Genomic DNA, 16,037 nt, shown 5'->3' with positions numbered 1-16,037 from the left:
TCCTGAAGCTGCTTTAAGGTGTTCCGCAGCTTTTTCCATCCTGTCTACAGAGAAGTTGTTTTCTTCGCAGAGGAATTTGGTTAGTTTTTCGGAGTTGGGCTTGCCTCATTTGATTCCTTAGAGCCTATCCGAAAAGTTAGTAATGCATGTGAGAAGTCACAATAGGTCTATAATATCAGAGTATCCGTTCCGGTTTTGCATATTGCATATTGTGAAAGTTACAGTAAGTAACCACTTTTCGGATAGGCCCTTATTTAAAATGTTTGGACTTGAGGAAGTTGAGTGCCTGGCAGAAGGATCTAATGGTTTCTAAGGAAAAAATCGAGGAGGGAGAAGGGCCTGAGATGCCTTCAGTAAATAAGTTTCATATGGGAATTTGAGCAATAATCGATATCAAAATCATCGTTCTGGTACTTGCTATGGTCGACGATCAAAATGAAAAAAGCTGGTGATGGGTATGAGTTATTGAAAACCGGAAGCACAAGACTATCCAAATATTTTCATTAAATACGGAGGACGTGCTCACTTTTCCGGAATTGATCAATAACTCACGTACACGACCAAAAAATTTAATGGAGGTTTCATGGCAAATCATTCTCTGAAGACCGCAGGTTTAAAGGAGATATAAAATGGCAAGTCACTACTGAAAGACTGTAGATTTAAGGAGGATTCATGCGTCTTCGGTTAAGTGAGGAATCATGATAAATTGCCTCCATTTTCGTAACAGTTCTCAAAAACTGTATCCCATTGGTGATTGGAACTGGATATCGATTTCATGTAAAAAGGACAAAATTTAAGGCGACTTTTGGTGCAAAATCGATATCCTTCAGGCAAGAAAATTCCTTAACCGATGACCAATGAAGGAGGATTCAAAATGGAACCTTTAAGACAAATCAAGTAAATTTGGTTTGATTGTGGATAAAACCATCTCTATGGGAATACAATTTTCGTGATCATTAGGGCCGATTAATAAAAAAAGAAAATATCAAAACAAGTAAATGTGAATATGTTATTATATGATGAAAATAAGATATAGTCCGAAATAAATAAAAACCTCTATTTGTTGGGAGATTCTCAAATATGTCGTATTTAATAATTCCAAAATATGTTTTGGATGATATTAACGGGTTCATACATGAGAATTATCATCACTCTTTACCACACTCTTTACTTATTGCTCAAGCATTTTGTTTAAGGTTTAACGATTACGGGAATGAATTTGGTGTATCTGAAATAACCGATGCTGTAGAATATGTAAGAAATCGTCAACAGAAAACGAGAGTAGTTAATCTGAACAAAAAAACGTTTGATCCTTGAGAACCTGCAAGGCCTTAATTAAAATCGATATCTCGGTACATTAAAATCGATATCCCGGTAAGTTCTATTTATGATCCCGATTTCTGCATCATGATAACAACATTTTAGGGGTATGCATTGCTATTCAAGCAGATGAAAAATTAACTGCTAAAGTTCCATGATAGTTAATTTTCACTTCAACCTTATCAGCATCTTAATATCCATAGTTTCCTGTTTTCTTTCTTTAAACAATGTTTTTGCCTTCTCTGCTTGATTCCTGAACTCGGTAATACCATTTGTTGTCAGGTCTTGTTGTCAGGTCTATTTCTCCGTTTGAAACGTTTTCAAATTTGATACCATGGTGCATATCTGAAATCATCTTGCCAATGTACGGATTGTTGTAGGCATCAATATAATTTTCAATAATTCTGATATACGTCGTATCTCGTATCATCTCTTTTCTTGTGACCTGTAGTTATACAATTTGATAGCGCATAAAATCGGCAATGAATATTGCATGCATGTATATGACTCAGTCCCAAAATCTAGTGATAAAAGTAAGTGTAACATCACTACACAAAATTATAATCCTATAATTATGTAATGATGTTACGGCAGAAGCAATGGTGACTATAAATCTTACACTTAATAACTTTTCTGAGCTCCATGCTCTCTTAGACGTTTTTGGTTGTTTTGGAAACGATTATGAATATACTACACGAGGAATTTTTCGTAGAAAAATTCCTCCCGTCTGTTCAATTTGTAATACTCCAATGGTTCATAATGGCTATAATCCCCATACCAAAGACGGTCTTGGGGAAATCAACATTGGTCGGTATAAATGCTCAAACTGTGGTAGTACACACGAAGAAGATTATAGTTTTTGGGAAGATATGAAGACTTTACTTTTTGATACATTCAATGATTTTTTCCAGTTACTCAGATACCATAACGTTTCATATGATGGAATTTCTGATCTAATGGATTTCATATATCCAGGATCAAGAAGCACGATTTTTAGAGCATTCTACAAAGAAATGGAACAGGAAACTATTCCATATTCAGAAAATATACATATGGTGCATTATGACGAACAACATCCAAAAGAAGGAAGATGTCAGAAATACCGTTTAACTTTACTGGATGCAAAAGCTCAAAGAACGATAGCAGATGAACTTTTCAAAGATAAGAGTCCAGAAACCATCAAGAAATTTCTAAAGAAAAATCTTGATGCATCAGAGCCAGTGTTTATCGTTACGGATTTTGATAAGAGATACCCTGATATATTAAAGGAAATTTTTAGGGATAAGTTAGTCCATCAATATTGTTTGATGCATTTAAATAAGCTTATTGTTAATGATTTTCCAAAGAACACAACGATAGAACAGGAACTTTTGAAGTACAGGTTATTAAGTATATTTTATAATAGAGAGAATGAGATTAAATTTCTGCAAAAACTTCAATCTGAAGAACTCAACGTAATTAATAACAAAGAAAAGCATCAAGAATGGATTAAAAAAGCAAAAAAGGAATTTTGCCAGTATAGACATAAATTAAAGCTTGAAATCAGAAGAAAAAAGGAAAATCTTCCACGTAATAGTCTTGAAAAAGCAAAATATAACTTTGATAAATTAATGGAAAATATAAGAACATATGATGAAAAGGTTCAAAAACGATTGTGGATGATCAATAAACACTGGTTAAATCTTACTTTGTTCCATTATCTTCCAGGAGCGCCAGCGACAAATAACCCTATCGAAAGCTATTATTCAAAAAGTCTAAAAACGGATAACAAGAAGAAGTTTAGAACTGACAAAGGAATTGAAAATCGGATTAAACTTACTCAGATGAGAAGATTAAATTTACTTAAGAAACCACAAAAGTCATTTATGGAATTGTTCAGATTATTTTCTCCATTTAAGCTTTAGTAATATCTATTTTTGAGAGAGTAGTTCAGAATGACATAGCGGAGCGTGTCGATTTTAGTCAATAGGTTCAGTGAAAAATTACAGAAGTAAAAGAATTCTTTGGCAGAAACGCCAAAAAAATTGTTTCTCAAGGGTTATATTACAGTTTATTTAGGAAGTTAGCAGAGAAATTGAAGTTTAAAGGATGGAAAAAAATGAGAAATCACTAAATTATGGAATTGTGTCATGTATATCTGCAGAATATTAATTCCTTGATCTTTTTTTCTACATATTTTAAACCTTATCCCGCATATTTTCTTTCTTGGGAGATGCATGGGAGATGTAACAACTGCTTTTTTTCTTACAACATTTGCAGGAATTTCAACTGGCCTTGGCAGTCTTATAGCCTTTTTAGTGCCCAATCTGAAGTTTTCCTGGCTGTCTGCACTACTCGGTTTTGCGGCAGGGGCTATGATCTATATCTCTTTCGTGGAACTACTTACTGAGTCTGTTGGAGCTGTGGGTTTTTTCCAGGCAAATGCTGCTTTTTTCCTGGGAATTTTCGGGATGTGTCTTCTGGACCGCATGGTCGAGCACATCCACATGGATACTCTTCATGACGGGAACCCTTTTTCCGTAAGTGAAAACCACAATCTTCGGAAAACAGGCTTGTTAACGGCATTTGGGATTGCCATGCACAACTTTCCCGAAGGCATGGCCGTTCTGTTTTCATCCCTCAGTTCTACTTATCTGGGGTTTTCGGTTGCAATAGCCATAGCAATCCATAACATTCCTGAAGGGGTTGCGGTTTCGATTCCTATCTACTATGCCAGTGGCAGCCGGAAAAAAGCCTTTGCTTATTCTTTCTTTTCAGGGCTCACCGAACCCCTGGGAGCGGGGATCGGGTATTTTCTTCTTTTCCGCTTCTTGACCCCGGAAATTCTCTTCTTCATGCTCGCTGCAGTCGGCGGAGTCATGGTCTTTATTTGTTTTGATGAATTGCTGCCGATAGCCATAAAGTATGGAGATGAGCATCTGACTTTCCTGGGCGTGTTTTCGGGGATGCTTGTGGTTTCCCTGAGCCTCTATCTTATTCATTGAGACTTTTTTGATTTCCGGCTTGAATGTAAGGATAAGCATACCCTCGACAGAAAAGTGGTTGCTAAAGAATTGATTCTGATCTCTTAATTTGATTTAACTACGTTTCTTTCGGCCATCTTACCTTAATAGCTAATAATTGTTAGCTAAAAACTGCGTTTTATGTATTTTATTCCCTAATGCTCCGAATGTTGAAGATATAATCAGAATCGGCTGCTCATTCGTTTTTGGAGGTTCCTGGGTTGATTTTTCTGTTTGAATCGAGAGCTTCCACTTTCATTTTAAAAACTTGACGGCTGTTTTCCTGTAGATTCCAAGAATTAGCAAACTTTCACTCAAAAATAAACCGGTGGACCAGGCATCCTGGTTATTTTTCTATTGGGGTGCCGCAGGGTTCATGATAATTTGACTGGGGATAAGATGCATACGGCACGAAGTAGGTTACTTGTTTTATGTGCAGTTTTCTTTTTACTGTTTGCACAGAATGTATCGGCTGATGAAAATCAGGTAAATATCACTTTTATCTGTTATGACGGAAACGCTTTGAATGCAGCAGAGCAATCCAATCCGTATAATGCAAGTATAAATGTAACTTATATTTCGGGTTATTCGGACTTTTCCAATGTCACTATTGAAAACCAGGATGTAATATTTACCTATATGTTATGGTCTCAGTACCAGTATATCGGGGCCGATCTTGAAAGGGCTCATGAAAACGGAACCGCTCTCATAGATATCACCTCTGTGATGGACCCGACATACATCAATACCTCAAGTTACGACTTGATACTGCCGGGGACCAAGCCTTATAATTCTACTGAAGAGAAATACTTCTACAGTATGGGTCCGACGGGAATTTTGCTGAAAAACACTGAAAATTTCCTTATATATCTGGCAAAAACTTACGGGGATAAACCCGAGCTTACGGACCGCTGGGTTTATAATGATCCCATAGAATTCCCTGACGCTGCCCTCTATCATCCGGACGCTCGTTCCTCTTTGAATGAGACGGAACCTGACTGGTTTGAAAATACCACGGATTACCTTGACTGGTATTCCAATTCAACTGTGAACGAGTCTCACCACGTTTACGATAAGAACAAACCCACCATAGGGATCTGGTTCCATGCATCCGATTATACGGCTGGCAACCTTGAAGTCATAGACTACCTTATCCGGGATCTTGAAGGAAAGGGCTGCAACGTAATTGCAGGTTTTGAAACTTTTAATGATATTCATAATTTTTACTTTGATGAAAATGGAGATCCTCTTGTTCAGTGCGTAATTTCTCTCAAGAGTTTCCGGTTGAATTACGAGGACCCTGATAAAGGGATAGAGGAACTTGAAGCCCTTGATGTCCCGGTTTTAAGAGGTATGGTAGTTTCAAATCCTGCCGACTCTTCCGATACGGCTGACAGTAACAGGGGTATTCCCAACAGTGAGGTTGTGTACAAGACCCTGCTTCCGAGCATTGACGGAATTTTTGAGTACATCGTGATAGGGCTTGATAATTATGATTCCGAAACCGGGGAAAGCAAATACGAACCCCTCCCCGATCAGGTTGACTGGATCGCAAATAGGGCGATAAACTGGGCGGACCTGAAGTTAAAGGATAACGAGGACAAGAAAGTCGCTGTTATCTATTACAACTACCCCTCCGGAAAAGACAACATCGGGGCAAGCTACCTTAATAGCACCAAGAGCATGCTGGACCTTATCGATGCGATGAATGAAAGCGGGTATGAAGTTTCAGGAATTCCGGATAACAGCAGCGAGCTTCTGGAAATGATGCAGGCACAGGGAATCAATGCCGGGTCCTGGGCTCCGGGTGTCATGAACGAAATGGTAGAAAACAGGACAGAATGGGGCCTGTACCTCATACCCATGGAAACCTACAGGGAATGGTTTGAGTCGGAAATTCCGGAAGACCTGAGATCCGATGTAATAGAGGAATGGGGTGAACCCTGGGCTGAAGACCTGCCCCAGAATAAGAGTCTCATGATCTATGAAAACGAGACAGGACAGTATATTGTAATTCCTGCGGTGCGTTTCGGAAACGTCTGGCTTATGCCTCAGCCTGCCAGGGGCTTCCTGCAAAATGACGATACCCTTTACCACAGTAGCCTCGTGCCTCCCCCTCACCAGTACATAGCTTTCTACCTCTGGCTGAACCATGAGTGGCAACCCGATGCAGTTATCCACATGGGTACCCACGGTACGCACGAGTGGCTTCCGGGCTCTACCTACGGCATGAACCGGACTTCTGACTGGGCGCCTTTGCTGCTTCAGGATATTCCTAACATCTATCCTTACATAGTTGCCAACGTAGGAGAAGGGCTGACTGCCGAGTACAGAGGTAATGCTCTTATTATCGACCACCTCACTCCTACCCTTGAGCGCAGCGGGCTTTACGGAGACCTGCTCAACCTTTCAATCAGTGTGGAGCAATATTATGATCCTGCCATTTCCACACAGACAAAGGCAGGCTACCAGAAAGTCATAGTTGACCAGATAATTGAACTTAACCTGGATGTTGACCTGGGAATCGATAACGCAACAGCTCTCAGGGATTACAGTGAAGAGGAGTTTACGGCTTTCGTAAAGAACGTCCTTCATGAGTATCTGGAAGATGTGGAGGGAGAAAACATTCCTTACGGGGTGCATGTCCTTGGCAAGGTGCCTTCAACTAACCTGACAGATCCTGAGAAAGACGAGCTCTCTGCAATGGTAAGGTCCATGCTCGGAGGAAATTTCGAGGACAATGTTACAGCAGCCTTCTACCCGGAGTCGGTTTACCCCCTCGGGATTCCATTGAATGATACGAAAGTTAACAGGCTTGTCTGGGAGATAATGACCAATAATACCGGGGTTTCCGAGGCGCAGCTTGAGGTTTACGGGACAAGCAACAGTTCGGTTACCCTTGACCTTGAACGCGGGCTTGAGTACAGGAGCAGGCTTCTCGACTGCGATGTGGAGATTGACAGAGTCCTTTCAGCCTTAAACGGAGGCTTTATCCCTCCAGGCCCGGGTACGGACCCTGTTATGAACCCTGATGCGGTACCGACTGGACGGAACTTCTACGGCATCAACTCAAAGCTCTACCCTTCAAAGGCAACCTGGGAGCTCGGGAAATCCCTTGCAATCCAGCTGCTTGAGGACTACCACGATAAGTATGGGGAATATCCGGAAAAGGTTTCGTTCTCAAGGTTCGGAGTAGAATTTATCCGCGACCACGGGACCCTGGAAGCCGAAGTGCTCTACATGCTCGGGGTGCAGCCTGTCTGGGACGAGTACGGTTACGTAACCGGGGTTGAGGCTATCCCTGAAGAAGAACTGCTGCCGAACTATGATACTTCAAAGCCCGGGAGGCCGCGTATCGATATCGTATATACTACCGCAGGCATGAGGGATGCTTTCCCGGATAAGATCAAAATGGTAGACCAGGCCGTAAAACTTGCAAGCTCGCTTCCTTCGGGAAACTATCCCAACTACGTGAACCAGAGTTCGCTTGCTATCTACGATGCCCTGCTTGAGGCAGGATACGACAGTGAGACTGCAACAAAGCTCTCCACAATGCGCTGCTTTGCGGTAATGGATGGGACCTATGAAATAGGGGTCTCAAACGCTATCGGTGCGAGTGGCAGCTGGGATAATGAAGAGACGATTGCAAACGTATACCTGGATAAAATGGGATATGCTTACGGAGAAGATTTCTGGGGCATAAAATGCAGAGAACTCCTTGAAGGGAACCTTAAAAACGTAGAAGCCTCCGTACATTCTGACTCTTCAAACCTTTACGACACTCTTGACAACGATGACTTTTTCCAGTATTTCGGAGGTCTTAACCTGGCAACGAGGTACGTAAGAGGAGACGGTAAAACTCCGGAAATGTACGTTTCGGATACCAGAGACCCTGATAATGCTCAGATGGTTGGAATGGAGGAATACCTGAGCAAGAACCTGAGGTCCAGGTATTTCAATGATAAATGGATTGAAGGGATGCAGGGCGCCGGATATTCGGGCGGCAGGCTGATGTCCGAGTTCGTGAACAACCTCTTCGGATGGGAAGTCAGCGACCCTGACCTTGTGGACGATACGGTCTGGGAGCAGGTATACGAGACTTACGTCAATGACCCCTCCATGAAAGAGTGGTTCAAACAGAATAACCCTGATGCTTACCAGTCCATAACTGCCAGGATGCTCGAAGCTGTCAGGCACGGTTACTGGGAACCGTCGGATGAGATTATTGAGAGCCTTGCAACAGCATATGAAGAATCCGTGGCTGAAAACGGAGCTACATGCTGCCACCATACCTGCGGAAACCCCCTGCTTGACGAATTCGTCAGCGGGATTGCCTCTGTTCCAGGCTACTCCGAACAACTCGATGCAGCAACCCAGGCCAAAACTCCGGAAACCACGGAAGAGACGCAGAGCAGCAGAAGTAGCAGCAGTCACAGTACCGGAAATGCTACCGTAGTCTCAAAAGAAAGTACATCCAGCAACCAGACTACTCAGGATTCTGAAGTCGGGTATGGTATGGATTCCCCGGAATCTTCTTCCTCCTCTCCTGAGAAATCTGCAGATTCCGATTATGTGGAAGGCTACGAGATGCAGAGGGATCCGGTTGAAGAAGAAAGTGGAGGCATGTCCTTCTCGGGTTCCGATGTCGTCGGAGTACTCTTCGTGATTGTGGCAGTGGGTGGAATTTACCTGGGAATGCGGAAAAAGAAGATGTAAATTCGTACGGAAGAAAAGAACTTTTATTTTGTGTTCTTTTCTTTTCATTTTTCCTTTTTACCTTTCTTTTCACTTTTCCTTTTTATCTTTTCGTTCTTTTGCAATTCTTTTTCTCACGCAAACATTCCAATATTTTTTTGTTATCTATTTAGCTAATAATTCTTATCTGAAATCACAGGTTTTTATACAAGTAAAGTAAACTTGAGCTAAAATTGTCAAATATACCTCCTTATTAAAGGGGAAATGTTGATGCGTTTCGAGGCTACAGTTCTTTAAAATGTCTTCCAATTTCCTCCTTTGGATGATATTTTCTTGCTGTATTACGAAGTAAAGTTTACTTTATTTATTTGTATAATATGAGATTTTTTTCCTTCAAATCTGGTCTATCAGGTTTGCTGGTGAAATGAGTTTAACTGAAATTTTAAGAGTACTCCCCAAGCAGCATGCAGTTTCGAGATTGTACTCCGGTATTCTGGCAGAACCGAACAATTAACTGGAGAGAAGGTTATGATTAAAAATTTGAAAGAAGGAACAACCCCTTTGAATAAAAAAATTAAAATTTACGGATTAGTTTTCTTGATGCTTTTTTTACTGGTTTCAACTGCTCAGGCATCTGAAAGTGATGATGTGCAGTATGAGCTGGTTGCAAATACGACCTGTGATGAAAATGGATATTATATTTTTAATAATATCCCTGATGGTAACTATACTCTCGTTGCAACGAATTATTCTGATGATAAAAATATATGGTATACAGCTTCATTGAATATTACGGTGCACGGTACGGACCTGGTTGACCGGAATCTTCGGATAAACAGCAGCAATTACATTGATCCTTATTGGGTGCAGGATTTACTGAATAATTCTTCTGCTACGGATTCTTCTGTTTCGGGTTTTTCTGTTTCCGGAATTTCTTATGTTAGGAGTCTTGATTACCCAAGAATGAGTACTGTTATTTTGCTAAATAGTACATCCGACGATGGATTTGTAAATCTTACGTACATCTCTGATTCTTCCGAATCTGACTCTTCCGCCTCTGACGAACCTGATCAAAATGAGACGGAATCTCAGGACTCAGAAGAAAATCAGGACTCTACATCCGGATCTTTTTTCAAATTCTTTGGCAATACTACAAGTGATGAGAACGGAGAATTCTTTTTCTCAGATATCCCGAATGGAGACTACCGGCTTTCTGCTATAATCTACAGTTCCTCCATGGGGGGAATGTGGCTTACCAATGAAAGCGAATTCAGCATTGAAGACGGTCAGCCTGTAAATCTCACTTTTGCCATGAGAAGTAATGAGGACATCGACCATGAAGAGATCCTCGGATATCTTGACAGAACTACCGTTTCTGGCCTGACTCTCAGCAAGACCGGAGATATCAAGGCCGGAACCGATCTTGTCCTTACCACTCAGGATGAAGAATTCGTTGCCAACACTACAAGCGATGAGAACGGAGAATTCCTTTTCTCAGATATCCCTGATGGAGCCTACCGGCTTTCTGCTGTAATCTACAGTTCTTCCATGGGAGGGATGTGGCTTACCAATGAAAGCGAATTCAGCATTGAGGACGGTCAGCCTGTAAATTTCACCTTTGCCATGAGAAGTAATGAGAGTATCGACCATGAAGAGATCCTCGGATATCTTGACAGAACTACCATTTCCGGCCAGACTCTCAGCAAGACCGGAGATATCAAGGCCGGAACCGATCTTGTCCTTACCACTCAGGATGAAGAATTCGTTGCCAACACTACAAGCGATGCAAATGGAGAATATGTCTTTTCAGATGTTCCTAATGGAGCCTACCGGCTTTCTGCTGTAATCTACAGTTCTTCCATGGGAGGGATGTGGCTTACCAATGAAAGCGAATTCAGCATTGAGGACGGTCAGCCTGTAAATCTCACTTTTGCCATGAGAAGTAATGAGAATATCGACCATGAAGAGATCCTCGGTTATCTTGACAGAACTACCATTTCCGGCCTGACTCTCAGCAAGTCCGGGGATATCAAGGCCGGAACGGACCTGGTACTCCTGAAAAAAACATCCGGCTCTTCGAATCAGGATTCGGATTCTTCAAATTCAGGTAGCACTTCCCACCTCAATGTAGCTATAATCACGGGGTACTCAAATTATGACCTTAAATTGAATGCCCTCGCAGAGAGGATTAACGGCAACTCTTCCCTTAATATGAGTGTTTCCTATTACCTGCCTGCCACCAGTGGAGAGGATGTTGATCTCAGTGATATGGATATAATTTATATCAATATGTTTACCGACAGTGCCAGTAAACTTGAAAATACTGTCAATGAAGCGATCGCAAACGGAGCCGTTGTCATAGGCTATAACACTTATCTGCCGGAAAGCATAGACAACTCTTCCCTTCCTTCTTCGTTTTCGGATGAGGGGGAACTTAAGGCCTATCTTCAGGACTACTGGGTGTACGGGGCTACGAATGACGCAAACTTTGATAACCTGATCTTCTATCTGGCTCAGGTGTTCTATGCCCGGGACGACCTTCAGGTCTCAGCCCCGGAAGGAGCCGCCAGCGCCATTTATCACCCGGGTATGGTTAACAGTTCTTACTTTACTGCCAATGCGAGTGAATACTTTGAATGGTATGGAAGCAGGAATGAAAGCGAACATTCTTTTGATGAAAACGCTCCCACGGTAGGGATACTGTTCTACCTCTCTTATTATCCTGCGGACATGCAGCCTATCGATGCGCTCATAGAGGAGTTTGAGTCCCGGGGTGTGAATGTCATAGCATGCTACGGGTCCAGCAAGGAATATGTTGACAAATTCCTCAATTATAACAGCTCTACAAAAGCCGACCTGATAGTCTCGACCACCTATCGCAGTCAGTATTTTGATGTTGAAGAACTGGGAGTTCCGGTTATCAACTGCGTCCTCAACGGTTACATGAACCTCAGCGAATGGCAGAATGTTAGCGATCCTCTGACAAATACCTATATGATCAGGCTGTACAGGCCCGAGACCTGGGGTTGGATCGACCCGATAATGATCGCTTCCAATGAGCTGGATAACGAAACAAATACCGAAGTGTATGTCCCTGTTGAGGCCCAGGTGGAATGGCTTGTTGACAGGGCAGTTTCCCAGACCGACCTTTCAGGAAAGAGCGAATCCGAGAAAAAAGTTGCAATCCTCTATTACAGCCACGGCTGCGGAAATGACAGCATAGGAGCTTCTTATCTTGAGGTTATCCCGAGTATTAACAATCTCCTTGAAGGAATGGCCGATGAGGGCTATGATATTGATAAGGACTCTATTCCGAATGAAAGCGAATTAACAAACCTGATGTTAAAACAGGGTACGAATATAGGGACCTGGGCTCCGGGAGAGCTTGAAAGGCTTGTCGAGTCAGGAGAAGTTGAGCTTATTCCAGAATCAACATACCTTGAATGGTTTTCGGCGCTCCCCGAAGAGAGGCAGCAGGAAGTTCTCGAGACCTGGGGGCCCGCACCCGGAGAAATAATGGTCTATGAAGACGATTCCGGGGACAAATTCCTGGTAATTCCGAAGGTTGAAGTCAGTGATAATGTAATCCTTGCCCCCCAGCCAACAAGAGGGTGGCTTTCGGACAACGAACTTCTCTACCATGATGGAGACCTGCCTCCCCACCACCAGTACCTCGCATTCTACCTCTGGCTCCAGAATGAGTACGGAGCCGATGCGATTGTGAATATGGGCCGCCACGGGACTGTGGAATGGCTTCCCGGAAAAGAATTCTGCCTCTTCAGTGACGAGTGGCCTGCAATCATTAGCGGGGACATACCGGTAATTTATCCCTATATCATGGACGGGATGGGAGAAGGAATGCAGGCAAAGCGCAGGGGCAATGCGGTGATTATAGACCATCTGGTCCCGCCGGTTGTGCTTTCCGAAAGTTATGGGAATTACACCGAGTTGAGCAGCAAGATTTCCCAGTACCAGACCCTTCCCAGCGAATCCGAATTGAAAGAACTTCGTATGCAGGAAATCGTTAATCTCACCATGGAACTTAGCCTTGACGAATTTGTGAACGTAAGCCTGTCCGAAAGTGAGGATACGGAAGAAGAGTTCCTTGACGAGCTTGACGATATTCTGGAGGAACTTAAGACTACTTCCATGCCCTATGGGCTTCACATACTCGGAACTTCTCCTGAGGGAGAAAACCTCACACAGATGGTCTACTCGATGCTGGGAGACGATTTTTCCGAAGAGGTGGCTGAATACAATAGTTCTGAAAACGCTTCTCTTGACCTTCTTGACCTTGTCCTCCTGCAGAACGTGAGTATTGAAGACGCCCAGATACAGGTTCTCGGGAGCAGTTCCGAAGAAGTGACCGGTTACCTGACCACGGCCCAGGAATACGCAGAAAAACTCGGAGAAAGTAAAAATGAAATCCAGCAGGTTCTTAAGGCTCTGGACGGTGAATACATCGAACCGAATATTGGTGGAGATCCCATACTCCGGCCGGACGCGCTTCCCTCGGGGAGGAACTTCTACGCCTTTGACGAACAACTGTCCCCCACGAAGCAGGCGTGGGAACTTGGTAAGGAAATGGCTAACCAGACAATCGAAACCTACCAGGCTAATCACGAAGGGCAGTATCCGAAGAAAATAGGCCTGATCCTCTGGGCTGGGGAATCTACCCGGAACGAGGGAGTAACCGAGGCTGAAATCTTCTACCTCCTGGGAGTAAAGCCGGTCTGGGACGACGACGGAGATGAGGTCATAGATGTCGAACTGATCAATTCTTCGGAACTGGGCAGGCCGCGCATTGACGTGCTTGTACAGATTTCGGGGCTCTACAGGGACACTTTCCCCCATAAGGTAGAGCTGATCGATAAAGCAGTCTACCTTGCTTACAACGACCCTGACAACCAGTACGGAAAAGATGAGGAAAGACCGACCCCGGAGTATATCTCCTATGACCCGGAAGAAAATACGAATTATGTCCGGGAGAATACCAATGACCTTTTCCTTGTCCTTAACGAATCTCTCCAAAACGAGACCGCTTCAATGACCGTGGCTCTTCTGAGGGTTTTCGGACCCGAGGACGGCACTTACGGGACCGGATTGTCAAATGTTGTTTCTGCGAGCAACTCCAGCACCAGTGAAATTGCTGAACTTTACATAGACAGGATGAGCTATGTTTATGGAGAAGATGTATGGGGAGAGAGTATAGCCGATATTGTCTCGCAGTTCCAGGTAGATGGCAGTTCCCTTGAGAATACGGACATTTTTAAGGATAACCTTGGAGATGTTGAGGCTACGGTTTTCAGCCGCAGTTCAAGTACCTACGGAATCCTGGATAATAGTGATGCCTTTGAGTATCTTGGCGGCCTTAACCTTGCAGTTTCCTCAGTTTCAGGCGAGTACCCCGATTCGTACATAATGAACCTGCAAAATTCGGGGGATGAAGAGATAGAAACCCTGAATGAGTATCTTACAAGGGAAATTATCACCCGTGTCCTGAACCCCAAATCCATTGAAGGAATGCTGGGAAGCGGTTTTGAAGGGGTGAGCCAGTTAGCGGACTATGTTGAAAACCTCTGGGGCTGGGAAAAGACAAACCCTGACCTGGTAAGTGACGATATCTGGAACAAGGTGTATGAAACCTATGTCGCCGATTCCGAACTCAATGCCGAGCTCAAAGCTACCAATGCCTATGCATACCAGTCCATCACGGCCAGAATGCTGGAAACTGCCCTGGAAGGCAACTGGGATGCTTCGGATGAGGCCCTCAAGAACCTTGCTACGGAGTACGCAGAATCCGTTGTAGAAAACGGAGTTGCCTGCTGTCACCATACCTGCGGAAACCCGACCTTAAACAGCTATGTTGCAGGTCTGGTCTCAGTCCCCGGTTTCACCGAGGCTATTGAACAGGCAACATCAAGCGAGACTTCTCAGGAGCCGAGTGAAAGCAGCAGTAGCAGCAGTGGCGGTTCTGGTACAGGGGAAGCTACCGTAGTTTCAAAAGAAAGTATGTCCAGCAACCAGACCGCAGAAACAAACTCCGGGGAATCGGCCAGCAACCAGACCTCGCAGACATCAGATGCGGGGTACGGTGTTGATTCTCCGGAGATCGCTCCGGATGTCCGACAGGCAGCAGATTCAAATTACGTCGAGGGTTATGAGATGCAGAAAGAATCCGTAGAAAATGCAGAAAACGGAGATTTCTCTTTTTCAGGGGCCGATATTGTCGGAATTCTCTTTGTAGTAGTAGCAATGGGTGGAATCTACCTGGGCATGCGGAAGAAGAAAATGTAAAAGAAGATGTAAAAGAAGATGTAAAAGAAGATGTAAAAGAAAATGTAAAAGAAGATGTAAAAGAAGATGTAAAAGAAAATGTAAAAGAAGATGTAAAAGAAGATGTAGAATTTGTATTGAAGGAGAGCACTTTTCATTCTGTGCTCTTCTCTTTCCATTTCTTTTACTAAAAATCCGGACCCTGTATTGATCCGGTCGGCTAATCTTTTCCCTGTTTGAATGAGTAACATTTCTTCCTGTTCTTTGCCTTTTTTCTGTACTTTTTTCTTTTGTCCTTTTTTTCTGTACTTTTTGTTTTTGTTCTTTTTCCCCTTGACTTTTTTTCCTTTTTTTTCCCTTCACCCTTTCATATTTTTTTGTTATCTTCGCAGCTAATAATTATTATCTAAAATCTCCGTTTTTTATGTAAGTAAAGTAAAATTGCGTTAAAATGTTCTGGCATTGTATATATTTTGAGGTGAGCAGTCAATGATTTGTTGAGGCGATTGCTGTCTAAAACATCTTTAAAATTCAAAATATTGAGAGATGTTGCCTCTGCATTATTAAATAAAGTTTACTTTAGCTATTTATTTGCTGTGTACTTCATTTTTTCCTGCCAATCTGATTTGCCATGTCTGCTGATGGGAATTTAAAGCTAAAAATAGGGTTTACTGCAAACGGCTAACAGAATCAGGATTACGATCTGAGCTTTCCACATACCAAATTTAATCATCTTCTGGAGTA

Annotated in this window: 6 protein-coding genes; 5 read left to right on the top strand and 1 reads right to left on the bottom strand. The window is 42.9% G+C overall.

Annotated elements, in window-relative coordinates; genetic code table 11:
* The first annotated feature begins 1,080 nt into the window (after positions 1-1,080).
* Complete coding sequence (locus tag MA_RS02050) at positions 1,081-1,317, top strand: hypothetical protein (RefSeq protein ID WP_048064872.1); 237 nt, start codon at positions 1,081-1,083, stop codon at positions 1,315-1,317.
* Between the two features lie 223 nt (positions 1,318-1,540).
* Here the strand turns inward: MA_RS02050 and MA_RS02045 are convergent, their stop codons facing one another.
* Positions 1,541-1,750: a hypothetical protein gene (locus MA_RS02045; protein WP_011020446.1), complete on the bottom strand. Its 210-nt coding sequence runs from the start codon at positions 1,748-1,750 to the stop codon at positions 1,541-1,543.
* Between the two features lie 169 nt (positions 1,751-1,919).
* On the opposite strand from MA_RS02045, the gene MA_RS02040 reads away from it, so the two are divergent.
* The 4 genes from MA_RS02040 (at position 1,920) to cobN (ending at position 15,314) form a co-directional block, all read left to right on the top strand.
* Positions 1,920-3,224: an ISNCY-like element ISMac19 family transposase gene (locus tag MA_RS02040; protein WP_011020445.1), complete on the top strand. Its 1,305-nt coding sequence runs from the start codon at positions 1,920-1,922 to the stop codon at positions 3,222-3,224.
* Between the two features lie 312 nt (positions 3,225-3,536).
* Complete coding sequence (zupT, locus tag MA_RS02035; protein ID WP_011020444.1) at positions 3,537-4,304, top strand: zinc transporter ZupT; 768 nt, start codon at positions 3,537-3,539, stop codon at positions 4,302-4,304.
* 417 nt (positions 4,305-4,721) lie between these two features.
* On the top strand, positions 4,722-9,038 hold the full coding sequence (locus MA_RS02030; RefSeq protein WP_048064871.1) for a cobaltochelatase subunit CobN: 4,317 nt from the start codon (positions 4,722-4,724) through the stop codon (positions 9,036-9,038).
* Between the two features lie 579 nt (positions 9,039-9,617).
* On the top strand, positions 9,618-15,314 hold the full coding sequence (gene cobN / locus MA_RS02025) for a cobaltochelatase subunit CobN (RefSeq protein ID WP_162013063.1): 5,697 nt from the start codon (positions 9,618-9,620) through the stop codon (positions 15,312-15,314).
* The last annotated feature ends 723 nt before the right edge of the window (positions 15,315-16,037 follow it).

The sequence above is a fragment of the Methanosarcina acetivorans C2A genome, from assembly GCF_000007345.1.
GTDB classification, from domain to species: domain Archaea; phylum Halobacteriota; class Methanosarcinia; order Methanosarcinales; family Methanosarcinaceae; genus Methanosarcina; species Methanosarcina acetivorans.
Note: the sequence above shows the minus strand (reverse complement) of the source record. Positions and strands in the feature narration are given on the sequence as shown.